Annotated in this window: 7 protein-coding genes and 1 pseudogene; 4 read left to right on the forward strand and 4 right to left on the reverse strand. The window is 74.6% G+C overall.

What is annotated here, in order from left to right:
• The 3 genes and pseudogenes from ABD140_RS34890 to ABD140_RS34900 all read left to right on the forward strand — a co-directional run.
• Nucleotides 1-1,542, forward strand: a pseudogene (locus ABD140_RS34890) (hypothetical protein); the annotation flags it as partial.
• A 169-nt stretch (nt 1,543-1,711) separates the two neighbouring features.
• Complete coding sequence (locus ABD140_RS34895; RefSeq protein ID WP_344246332.1) at nt 1,712-2,800, forward strand: hypothetical protein; 1,089 nt, start codon at nt 1,712-1,714, stop codon at nt 2,798-2,800.
• 241 nt (nt 2,801-3,041) lie between these two features.
• On the forward strand, nt 3,042-5,849 hold the full coding sequence (locus tag ABD140_RS34900; RefSeq protein ID WP_344246334.1) for an ATP-binding protein: 2,808 nt from the start codon (nt 3,042-3,044) through the stop codon (nt 5,847-5,849).
• A gap of 6 nt (nt 5,850-5,855) precedes the next feature.
• Here the strand turns inward: ABD140_RS34900 and ABD140_RS34905 are convergent, their stop codons facing one another.
• From ABD140_RS34905 to ABD140_RS34915, 3 genes are all read right to left on the reverse strand, one after another.
• The gene (locus ABD140_RS34905) at nt 5,856-7,637 is read right to left on the reverse strand and encodes a hypothetical protein (RefSeq protein WP_344246336.1); all 1,782 of its coding nucleotides are present in this window, start codon (nt 7,635-7,637) and stop codon (nt 5,856-5,858) included.
• A gap of 212 nt (nt 7,638-7,849) precedes the next feature.
• Nucleotides 7,850-8,599 (reverse strand): DUF6177 family protein, encoded by a 750-nt coding sequence (locus tag ABD140_RS34910; protein ID WP_344246338.1) that lies wholly within the window; start codon nt 8,597-8,599, stop codon nt 7,850-7,852.
• Nucleotides 8,596-8,925 carry a hypothetical protein gene (locus tag ABD140_RS34915; RefSeq protein WP_344246340.1) on the reverse strand — a complete coding sequence of 110 codons (330 nt, stop codon included), beginning with the start codon at nt 8,923-8,925 and terminating at the stop codon, nt 8,596-8,598. The genes ABD140_RS34910 and ABD140_RS34915 overlap by 4 nt, the downstream gene beginning before the upstream one ends.
• 103 nt (nt 8,926-9,028) lie before the next feature.
• Here ABD140_RS34915 and ABD140_RS34920 point away from each other — a divergent pair, with 103 nt between their 5' ends.
• Nucleotides 9,029-10,621, forward strand: coding sequence for a nucleotide-binding protein (locus tag ABD140_RS34920; protein ID WP_344246342.1), 1,593 nt, complete (start codon nt 9,029-9,031; stop codon nt 10,619-10,621).
• A 48-nt stretch (nt 10,622-10,669) separates the two neighbouring features.
• Here ABD140_RS34920 and ABD140_RS34925 read toward each other — a convergent pair whose 3' ends face one another.
• A complete protein-coding gene (locus ABD140_RS34925; RefSeq protein ID WP_344246344.1) occupies nt 10,670-11,836 on the reverse strand; it encodes a S8 family serine peptidase in 1,167 nt (388 codons plus the stop codon).
• Nucleotides 11,837-11,842: the final 6 nt, after the last annotated feature.

The raw sequence follows: 11,842 nt of genomic DNA on the forward strand, positions 1-11,842 counted from the left end.
CCCGGAGCGCCGGCGCCCGGTCCGCAGGCCGCCGCGCCCGCGCCCGGGGAGGCCACCGAGTGGTGGACCCCCGCCATGGACGGGCCCTCCGGCCCCGTCCCGCTGCCGCAGCAGCAGGCCTGGACCCCGCAGCCCACGGCGCCGCAGGCGCCCGAGACCCCCGCCGTGCCGGCCGTGCCCGACTCCTGGTTCGCCGGCCCGGTGCCGCCGCAGCCCTCCGACGGCTTCTCGGGCGAGCTCCCGCAGGTGCGGACGGGACCCTCCGCCCCAGTGCCCGACGGCGCGCCCGAACCCGCCGCGCCGCCCGTCGTCTTCCCCGCCGACTCCACCTTCGCGGCCATGGGCTCCCCCGAGTTCCCGCAGCCCGGCGCCCCGGCCGCCGAGCCGCCCCACGCCCCGCCCGCGCCGCAGCACGGGCTCGCCGCCGCGCCCGCGCAGCCCGAATACGCGCAGTCCGAATACGTCCAACCCGAGTACGTCCAGCCGGAGTACGCGCAGGCCGAGTACGTCCAGCCCGAGCACACGCAGCAGTACGCGCAGCCGGAGTACGGACAGCCCGAGCAGACGCTGCGGTACGTCCAGCCGGAGCACGGGCGGGCCGAGTACGGGCAGGCCGAGCACACGCAGCAGTACGTCCAGCCGGAGTACGCCCAGCCCGAGCACGGGCAGCCGGAGCACACGCTGCGGTACGTCCAGCCGGAGCACGGACAGCCGGAGTACGCGCCGCAGCCGGAGCACGGGCCGCCGTACGTCCCGCCCGTGCCGCAGGGCGTCCAGCCGCAGCAGGGTTTCGTCCCCGCTCCCGCGCCGCCGGCGGCGGGCGGGTTCCCGCAGTCGGCCGGATGGGACGCCCAGGCGGAGAAGCCGCTGTGGGCACCCGGCGGGCCGCCGCCGATGGCGCAGCCGCACCCCGCCCCGTCCGCCAAGGGCGGCGCCAAGAACAAGCCGCTCCTCATCGGGGTGGCCGCGCTCGTCGCCGTGGCCGTGGCCTCGGTCGCCTTCGTGTTCGCAGGCGACGGGGACGACGAGAAGAAGAAGGTGCAGCCGCAGCAGCAGAAGCCCGTCGCGCAGCAGCCGGTGGACCTGCCCGCCGCCGACTCCGCCGCGGCCCGGCAGGCCAAGAAGGTGCAGACGCTGCTGAACGCCAGCGCCAGGAGCCGCGGCGTGCTGGGCGGCGCGCTGGTGAAGGCCCGCAAGTGCAAGGCGCTGCCCGCCTCCATCTCCGACATGCAGCAGGTCGCCCAGCAGCGCAGGACGCAGTGGAAGCGGGCGCAGCAGCTGAACGTCGCCGAGCTGCCCGGCGGCGCGCAGCTGCGCGACTCCCTCGCCCGCTCCTTCAAGCTGTCGCTCGACGTGGACCTGGCCTACCTGGCCTGGGCGCGCACCCACCAGGGCTGCAAGGGCAAGACCCCGCCCAAGGGCGCGCACTACAAGCGCGGCGCGGCGCTCTCGACGCAGGCGACCCAGGCCAAGAGCCAGTTCCTCAAGCTGTGGAACCCGGTCGCGCCGCAGTACGGGCTGCCCAAGCGCAAGAGCTTCTGAACGGCCCACGGGGCACGCTCAGCGGGCCGTGAACGGGTGACCACTGTAATGTGTGGGGCGAAGAACGTCCTGGCTGCAAGTTTCCCCCGACTCGAGGCCGCCGATGCAGTGTCCCGAATGCCGTAGTGAGACCCCGGGTTCGCTCGGTCGATGCACCCGTTGCGATGCCGTGCTCCCCCAGGCCGACGAGGTCTCGCCGTGGAGTTCCGCGCCCGCCGGGAACGATCCTTGGCCGCCGGAGCCCTGGCAGCCCGAGCCCGTCCGGCAGGGCTGGCAGGCCGGCCCTCCGCAGGAGGAGCGGCCGTGGCCGGAGCAGCCGCCGGAGCCGCAGTGGGGCGGGCAGCAGCCGGAGCGGCCCTGGGGCGGCCCGCAGGAACGCCCCTGGTCGGACGGTCCGCAGGAGCGCCCGTGGTCGGACGGTCCACAGGAGCGCCCGTGGGCCGACCAGCCGGACGACCGGCCCTGGGCCGAGCAGCAGCAGCCGCCGCCGCAGCAGCGCCCGTGGGGCGAGCAGCCGGGCGAGGCGCGCCCCTGGGACGCCGATCCCGGGCCCCAGCAGTGGGGCGGCGGCGGCCAGCAGCAGCAGCCCTGGTCGTCCGGTCCCGATCAGCAGGCGCCGCCCCGCAACGACGGTGAGCAGTGGCTGCCCGACGAGGCTCCGCGCTGGCGGGGCCCGCTGATCGCCGGTCTGATCGCCGCGCTGCTGACCGCCGCGATCGTCGTCGGCTACGTCTTCTGGAACAAGGAGGACGACAAGAACGCGCCGGTCTCCCGGCCGGGCACGTCCCAGCCCCCCGTCCAGGCCCCCGGCGAGGAGAAGGACGCGCCCGCCGAAGGCGACCCCCAGACGCAGGCGGAGGCGGTCAACGCCCTGCTGGACGACATGTCGGCCAGCCGCAAGAAGCTGTCCGGCATCACGTACACGTGCGCGAACAAGGACACCGACATCTCCACCTTCGAGACCGCCATCGAGGAGCGCCAGGGCCAGCTGACCACCGCGGGAGAGCTGTCGCTCTCCGCCTTCGACGACGGCGAAGCGGTGAAGCAGGCGCTGGTCGACGCCCTCCAGGCGTCCATCGACTCCAACCAGGAGGCCCTCACCTGGCTGTCGGAGGAGAACGGCTGCGGCCAGGACGCCGCCGCGCGCCTGAAGGACGTCACCGACAAGGCGACCGACACCAAGCGCGCGTTCCTCGACCTGTGGAACCCGCTCGCCACCGAGCAGGGCCTGCAGACCTGGACCCGCGAGAACATCTGACGCCCCGCCGCGCTCCGGTCGCGCGAGACCGCGGAAAGGCGCTCAAGCGGCGTACGGACCCGGCCTGCGACGCGCGGCGGTGCGCGGTGACGCGCGGCGGTGCCGCAGGCGGCGATCGAGCGGTGTGTTCGTCGTCTTCCCGTTCGCACGGGCTTCATGGACGGCGGCCCCTTGTGGCCTCGGCCGTGGGTGCTGTGGACGACTTCGGGCGGTCAGCGGAGTGCGGCGGCATGATGAGGGGGTGTTGACCTCGCAGGGGCCGTGGTTCCGGATCGAGGCGATTCCCGCGGCGCAGCGGGTCTCCTCGGCGGAGTGGGATTTCGTGACGGTGCTGCCCGCGGCGCTGTCCGCCGCGCAGCAGCACCGGCCGTTCGTGGTGGGCTGGCTGTCCCGGGGCGGCGGGGCGCCGCTGGAGCTGGTCACGAACGCGGGGTCGGGGCGGGGTCCGCTGCTGTTCCCCAACGGGGCGCGGGGCGGGGAGTGCGGCGACGAGTGGCTGCGCACGGCGGCGCGGATGGTGTGGCGGCGCTGTCCGGGCCGGCAGGCGCCGCCTCTGGCGGGGACGGGCCACCACGAGCACTCCTCGCTGTTCGAGTCGATGCTGATGACCCTGCTCGGGCGGCCGTTCGGGTGGCTGGTGGCGGCCGAGCCGTGCTCCGAGCAGGAGCTGGACGCCGAGCTGCGCGAGCTGCGGCACGAGCTGCGCATGCTGCGCCGCGACGAGCAGAACGATCCGGGGCGGGCCGAGCGGCGGATGGCCGAGCTCGACGCCTACCGGGAGGCCGGGCTGTGGCGCGTCCGGGTGCTGGCGGGCGCGGCGACACCGGCCGAGCTGGACCAGGTCGCGCCGGTGCTGGTGGGCTCGCTGGAGCTGGGCCACCACCCGTACCGGCTGCGCACCGGCCGCGGCTTCGGCTCCCTCGCCGAGACGCTCGGCGGCGCCGAGGACGGCTTCCCGTTCGTCTCGTCCGCCGGGGTGCTGGCCGCGCTGGCGGGGCTGCCGCGCCGCGAGGTGCCGGGTGTGCGGGTGGTGGAGTCGGGGTTCTTCGACGTCACCTCCGAGACCCCGCCGGGCGGGCTGGAGCTCGGCGCCGTCCTCGACGGGCAGGACCGCGCGGTCGGGCGGTTCACGGTGCCGCTGGAGACGCTGAACAGGCACGCGTTCGTGACGGGCGCGACGGGTTCCGGCAAGTCCCAGACGGTGCGGCACCTGCTGGAGCAGCTGACGTACGCGGGCGTGCCGTGGCTGGCGATCGAGCCGGCCAAGGCCGAGTACGCGGCGATGGCGGGGCGGATCGACGCCCCGGTGACGGTGGTCAACCCGTCGGACCCGTCGGCGGTGCCGCTGTCGGTCAACCCGCTGGCGCCCGAGCCCGGTTACCCCGTCCAGGCGCACATCGACATGATCCGCGCGCTGTTCCAAGCCGCCTTCGCCGCCGAGGAGCCGTTCCCGCAGATCATGGCGCAGGCGCTGCAGCGGGTGTACGAGGCGTGCGGCTGGGACGTGGTGACGGGCGGCGGCAGGCCCGGCGCCCGGGTCCCCCCGGCCGTCCCGACGCTGGAGCAGCTCCAGCAGGCGGCGATGGAGGTCATCGACGACGTCGGCTACGGCAAGGAGCTGATGTCGGACGTGAAGGGCTTCGTCGACGTGCGGCTGCGCTCGCTGCGCATCGGCTCGGCGGGCCGGTTCTTCGAGGGCGGGCACGACGCCGACATCGGCGGGCTGCTGCGCGAGAACGTCGTGCTGGCGATCGAGGACGTCGCCAACGACGAGGACAAGGCGTTCCTCATGGGCACGCTCATCATCCGGGTCGTGGAGCACCTGCGGATGCGGGCCCGCGAGGGGCGGACGCGGGGTCTGCAGCACGTCATCGTCATCGAGGAGGCGCACCGGCTGCTGCGCCACCGGGAGGGCTCCTCCGCGCACGCGGTCGAGCTGTTCGCCGGGATGCTCGCCGAGATCCGCGCCTACGGCGAGGGCATCGTGGTGGCCGAGCAGATCCCGGTGAAGCTCATCCCCGACGTGGTCAAGAACACCGCGTTGAAGATCGTGCACCGGCTTCCCGCGCACGACGACCGGCATGTGGTCGGCTCGGCGATGAACCTCGACCCCGACCAGTCGCGCGAGGTGGTGTCGCTGCGGCCGGGCGACGCGGCGGTCTTCGCCGACGGGATGGACCGGCCGCTGCGGGTGCGGGTGCCCTGGGGCGAGGACCGGGAGGAGGCGCGGCCGGGCCCGCCGCCGCCGGTGCGGGGGCGCCGTTCGGTGGCGTGCGGCACCGAGTGCCGTTCCCGGCGCGCCTGCTCGCTGAGCGAGCTGCGCAAGGCCGACCTCCTGTCGGGCGACGCCGAGCACGCCTGGCTGCGGTTGTGGGCCGACGTCCTGGTGCTGGCGCACCTGGTCGACCGGCCGCCGCCGGCCGTCCCGCCCGAGCTGGCGCGCGCCTGGTCGCGCCTGTCCTCCCGCACCCGCGAGTGCATGCTCGCCACCGTCCTGGACCGCTCGGTCGGCCGCCGCGCCCTGGCGCTGCGCACCGACTTCGACCCGTCCGCCCTGACGTCGGCGACCGCCGCGGCCGCCGCGGCGCTGCTGGCCGCCCATCCCGCCGCCGCCCCCGCCGCGCCGGGCCAGGGCTTCGTCATCCCGCAGCTGCGCTGGCTGCACGAGATGGACAAGCTCTTCCCCCTGGACGGCCCCGACCCCGACCCGAACGCCCCCGCTCCCCCGCTGGACTACGTCCTGCCCGGCATGCGCCGCCGGCCCCCCGATGTGAAACTCGGCCAGCGCCTGCGCGCCCTCAGCCGCCACCCCCTGTCCCCCTCGCTCCCCGCCAACCGCCCCATCGCCCACGACGCCCTCCTGGGCGTCCCCCCCGACCCGTACGAGGACGACCTCGCGCTCGTCTCGGTCGGCCTGGACCCCGCCGACCGCCTGCGCCACCTCTCCGACTCCCTGCGCGCGCCCTGGCTGGAGTCCGTCCTCACCTGGCCCGACCGCTTCTTCCCGCCCTCCGGCGGCCACGGCTCCGAGGAGCACCCTGCGGGCTGAGGCGGGTCAGTCCCCGGCGGGCGGGGCGTCCTTCCCGTCGGGGAGGGGCTGGGCGGTGGGGAGGGTGATGATGCCTGGGTTGGCGTCCACCAGGTGGGTGTCGTTGGCGTGGGTGAAGACCATGGCGGTGGGCGGGAGGTCCTGGAGCTGGCGGCGTTCGGGGCGGAGCTCGCGGGTGGGCTGGGGGGCCTGGGCGTCGGCGACCGTGCGGGGCCAGGGGCCGGTGGAGATGAGGTCGATGAGGGCCGGACGGTGGGGGCGGGGCGCCGTCAGGGGTGCGGTGAGGGCGTGTTCGCCCATGGCGCGGCGGGCGTAGGCGACGGTGCTGTAGTAGGGGTCGGTGGGTTCCTCGGGGGTGGCCTTCTCGGTGGCCTCGGCGAGGACGAGGTGGGGTTCGGCGCCGAGGTAGTCGGCGGCGGCGGCCGCGTCGGAGGCGTTGCCCAGGCGCATGAAGCCGACGGCGCTGTTGCCGCGGCCGAGGCGTTCGCGCACGTGGGCGGGGATCGTGCGGTACATGAGGACGAGGCCGGTGCCGGTGGTCTCGCAGGCGTCGGTGAGGCGGTCCAGGACGTCGCCGCGGAGCTTCTCGGCCCCGCACAGGAAGAGGGTCTGGCCCCACGGCCGGTGGGCGGGCGTCTGCCGCAGCAGGTGGGTCAGCGCGGTCGTGACGTAGGTGGCCAGGATCTTGTTGGTCAGGACGCCGGCCCTGCGGTCCAGGGAGATGACGCGCAGCGGGGCGGGCGGCAAGTGCACCGCGTCGGTGCCCAGGTCCTCCAGCTTGCGCAGCTGCGACTCCAGCGTCCAGGCACGTTCCAGCACGACGCGGTCGGCGGCGTCGCGGCCGAAGAGGGTGGAGACGCGGTCGAGCTGCTCCTCGGTGAGCAGTCCCGCCCGCAGGTCGTCCCGCGGGTCGCCGACCTGGGCCAGCGCCCGCAGCGCCGCGGTGATCTGGGCGATGCGCGGGGTGCCGCCGAGCACCGGGATGAGCCGTTCCAGCAGGGAGTTGTCGATGGAGGTGTCGCGGACCGAGGAGCGGGAGTCGGTGGCGCCGACCACGACCGACAGTACGTCGGCCAGTTCGGCGGGTTTCAGCCGGGTGCCGAGGTCGAGGCGTTTGAGGTCGTCGGGCAGCACCCACACCAGCGGGTCCTCGCCGGGCAGGCGCAGCAGGTCGCGGGCGACCGCGCCCTCGGACAGGTCGAGCACGGTGACCTGGGAGCCGGCCTCCAGCCGGGCGGCGCCCATCATGGTGACGGCCGCGGCCCAGCCCGCCAGGGTGCCTCCGGCGATGTCGACGCGGTCGACGCCGGGCGGGACCGTCACCGGGTGCCATTCCCGCTGGTTCTCGTAGGCGGCGCGGTCGGCCTCCCACTTGCGGCGGGCGAGCGCGTAGCCGTCCTCGGCCTCGGCGCGGCGCTGGGCGATCCGGGCCTGGGCGTGCTCGCGGCGCCGCCGGTCGGCGCGCCTGCGGATGCGCGCCGCCTGCTCGCCCTGCCAGACCGCCCAGCCGGTGATGCCGATGACGCTGAGGCAGGCCAGCAGCCCGACCAGCGCGAACGCCCACTGCAGCCAGTCGCCGAAGCCCAGCATGAGGAAGAGCAGCCCGCCGAGCGCCGCGCCGGCCGCGGTGTACTTCAGCGGCCGGTTGCGCAGCGTCTCGCCCTGGTACTGCTCGGCCTCCTCCAGCCAGGTGGGCGTACCCGCCACGTACGGGTGCGGGGGCCTCGGCTCGGGCCCCGGGTCGGGGTACTCCTGGTCGTAGCGCCAGCCGACATAGACCCGGTCCATCACCGCGTCGTCCGCCTCGCCGCGTCACTCAAGGTCAGCGCCCTCTGCTCCCCGGTTGGTTTCTTTCCTGCCCAGCGTAAGAAGGGTGCCGTCTCGCCGCGCCAAGTTCAAGGAACATGCCACCACCCTCCCGACCAAGTATGACAAGCCCTAGAAAAAGCCGCGTCTGCCGCGAATCTCTTCGTCCTCCGGCCGCAACCGGTCAGCCGCGCTCAGAGCTGGATGGAGACCGGGGCGCCGGTCCAGCGCGGCTCGACGGTCAGGTCGGGCCTGCCGAAACGGACCTGGGCGGCGGCCGCCGAGACGCCCGGCAGCTTGGCGACGATGCCGCTCATCTGGGGCACCGGCACGGTCGAGGGGTCGGCGAACCCGATGACGACCGTCGACTGCTCCAGGTGGGAGCCGTCCGGCAGCGGCATGACGGACGTCGAGGCGACCATGCCCGCCGAGCAGACCACGACGGCGCGGCCGGGGCGGCTGCCCAGCTCCGCGGTGAAACGCGCGCGGTCCCAGCGCAGCCCGGCCGGCTCGGTACGGCCCCAGCCGGTCGGCGGGTAGCCCAGGACCGCCTGGCAGACCTGGGCCAGCGCGCCCGCGAGCGGCTCGCCCTGCGGGACGCGGCTCTCCATGGTGAGGAACAGCTGGCCGCCGGAGGCCGTCTCGGACTTCGCGGTGAAACCGGGGGCGTGCCCCTGCGCCTGCGGGTCCGGCACGAAGCATCCGCCGTCCCAGTGCAGGTGGTGGCCGGTGAGACCGTCGTAGAAGGCCGGACCGTCCGCGACGACCCAGCGGTCGTCGGCGCCCGCCAGGGCGAGGCTGAGCGGCAGCGTCAGCCGCGAGGTCGGCGGGGTCACCACCTGCAGCGCCCTGCCCTCCGGCGCCATCCAGCCCAGCAGCGGCACCACCGCCCGGTCCTGCAGCAGGACGGACGCCCTGGGGGTGAGGACGTCGGAGACGCTCATCTGCTGCTCCAGACCACGCCGCTGAACCGCCCGGCCAGCTCGGAGGCGAGTTCACGCGCCACGGCGGCCGCCTCCTCCAGGTCGGCGGCGGCCCGCACGTCCACCCACCACACCGGCGGGTCGGCCCGCACGCCCAGCAGCCGCTCGATCTCCCCCTGCGCCTCCACCAGCACCGGGCTCTCCACGGTCAGCACCAGCCGCCCCGCGTCGTCGAAGACCTGCACCGGCCAGCCCGTCCCGTTCACCCGGAACACGCTCCCGCACGCCTCCGCCACTCCGGCGACGTCGGGTTCCCGTCTCCCCAGAACCACCAAGTCCTTGGACACCCGACGCCCCCTTCCCGATCCGGCAGCCCGCCGCATCCTAATCCCACAACCATCACAACTCACCACTAAACTCACACCCACCGTCTCAGGGGGAAGGTTCGCGGTGTCCGACTGGCAGGTCTCCACGCTCCGCGCTCTCGGCCTGCCCGCCCGCGGCCTCGCCGGCGGCACCCCGCCCGGCGCCTCCGACCCCCTCACCTCCCCCGTCGCGCCCCCCGCCCCGCGCGCCGCGGCCCCGCGGCCTTCGCCCCTCACCCCTCCCCCCTTCGCCGCGCCGGCGCCCCCGGCCGAGCCGTCCCCGTACGGCGGAAGCCCGTACGACCCCCTCACCGCGCCCGCCGCGCCGCCGGTACCGGCCGTCCAAAGCGACCCGCTTCCCTACGGCGGAGCACCGCCCCCCAGCGCCTCCGCCGCTCCTCTTTCACCGGTTGCTCCTGCCGTCCAAAGCGAGCCGCTCCCCTACGCGGGAACGCCGCCCCCCGGCATCCCCGCCGCCCCTCCTTCACCGGCTGCTCCGGTCGTCCAGAGCGAGCCGTCCCCTTATGGGGGAACGCCGCCCCCCGCCGTTCCCGCTCCGCCGCCTCCCCTCCCGGTGCGTCCGCCGACCGGACCCGTCCCGACCGCGGAGCCTCCCGCCGGGCAGGGCGAGCCGTCCCCCGGCGGAATCCCGCAACCGGTCGTCCCCGCGCCGCACGACTCCCTTTCCGCGCTCCCTCCGGTCCCCGAGATCCCGACGGGACAGGGCGAGCCGACGCCTCCCGGCATGCCCGTGGAAGAGGACGTGTGGACGCAGGGGGCGCACCCGCCGGGAGGTCCGGTCGCGGACGAGCTGATGCGGCGGATGCGGCACGGGGACCCCCTCTCCCGGCGGGTGGGCCGCGGGGTGCGGCGGGCCGTGGGCGCGCGGGCCGCGCAGACGGTGCGGGAGCAGGAGGCGGCCGCCGGGATCCTGGGGCAGGTGGTCAGCTCCTGCCGGCGGATCGCCGTCACCAGCCTGCGCGGCGGTGCCGGGAAGACGACGGTGACGGCGCTCGTCGCGCGGACGATCGCCGAGCACCGCGGGGACCGCACGCTCGTCCTGGACGCCGACCCGAGCCTCGGCTCGCTGCCGCTGCGGCTGGGCGTCGACGCCGAGCGCTCCTACCGGGGCCTGACGACGCTGCCCAACTGGGAGGCGGCGCAGTCGTACCTGACGCAGGCCGGAGAACGCCTGTGGGTCGCCTCCGCGTCCGCCTCACGCGCCCTGACGAACGAGCTGACCCTTCCGGAGTTCCAGACCGCCCAGGGCGAGTTCAGCCGCTACTTCGGCATCAGCCTCGTCGACTGCGGCCCGGGCCTCACCTCCGACCTCCACCAGGGCGTCCTGGCCTCGTCCCACGCCCAGATCCTCATCGCCCCCGCCACCGCCGACGGCGCCCTCAGCACCCGCAGCGCCCTCGACTGGTTCCTCCGCAGCCCCCACGCCCACCTGCTGCAGCGCACCCTCGTCGTCATGGTCACCCACACCCCCCACGTGGACGGCGACCTCAACCGCTCCCGCGCCCTCCTCGCGGCCGAAGGCGTCCCCGTCATCCACCTCCCCTACGACCGCCACCTGGCGGCCGGAACCGCCGTCGACCCGGCCCTCATCGCCGAGACCTCCCAAGCCACCGCCGTCCACATGGCCACCGCCGCCTTCACCCGCGCCACCGCCTGACGAAGAGCCGGTCGCGAAGCCCGCCTCTCCGGGCGGGCCCGCTCGGCGCTACTGCTGCGGCCTGCGTTTCCTGCGCAGGAGGAAGAGGCCGGAGACGGCCGTGGCGAGGGTGAGGAGAAGGCCGCCGAGGAGCCAGGGGCCGTAGCGCTCCCAGTCGCTGGTGATCTCCTTGCGGTCCTCGGGGTCGCCGCCGACGGTGAAGGGCGGAGGGTTGTCGCGGGCGTCCTTCCACGCGGCCTCCTTCTTGTTGAAGGCGTCGAGGCGGTCGTACACCGTGTTGGCGAAGCCGGGAGGGACGTCGGTGGTGAGGGCCTTGTCGGGGCGGATGAGGCCGTAGCCGGTGACGTCGTCGCGGCCCTCGGTGTGGACGTCCTGGGCGGTGTAAAGGAGGCGGGAGACGATCTGGCGGGCGCTCTCGGTGGGGTGCGCGGACCGGATCAGGGCGAGGGCGGCGCTGGTGAAGGCGGCGGCGGTGCTGGTGCCGCCGTCGCCCCTGTACGGGACACCCGAATACGGCAGCTTGACCAGGTCCTCAGAGGGGGCGGCCACCGCCACGTAGTTCTGCTTGATCGCGTTCTTCCTCGGCTTGAGGTTCCTCGCCAGGCCGGCGACCGTGAGGACCCCCGGGCACATGGCCGGATGGACCTCCATGTTCCTGCCCGAGTCGTTGTTCCCCGCGCTCGTGACCAGCACCACGTCGCGTTCCGCCGCGTAGTTGATGGCCTCCTGCAGACCCACCTCGCAGCGGGGCTCGTTCAGCACGATCCCGAGTCCCGCGAACGACATGCTGATGATGTCGGCGCCCTGGTCGACCGCGTAGCGGATGGGCGCCCGCTCATTGGACGTGAAGCTGTAGGGGATGACGAGGACGGACACGTCCGGCGCCACCCCGACGTATCCGCTGCCGCCGCCCCGGGCCGTCATCGCCGCGAGCATGCCCGTCCCATGGCTCTTGATCTGGTTAGTCATGGGGAGGTTGTGCTTTTTCAGGTAGAACGAGCGTCCCCGGCGGAGGTCGGCCCCCTTGAACTCCGGCAACCGGAGATTGGGCAGGCTGTCGATCAGGGCGATGGTGACGCCGCGGCCGGTGCTGCGCTTCCACGCCTCCTGGACGCCCATCGTGGCGAGCCACCACTGGTCCGCACGCGGTTTCGGCAGCGCCAGAGCGGGATCGGCGCCGGCCACGAGGGACAGCGCCAATCCCGCCGCGAGCATCCTGCG

Source organism: Actinocorallia libanotica, assembly GCF_039525175.1.
Classification (GTDB): Bacteria; Actinomycetota; Actinomycetes; order Streptosporangiales; family Streptosporangiaceae; genus Actinocorallia; species Actinocorallia libanotica.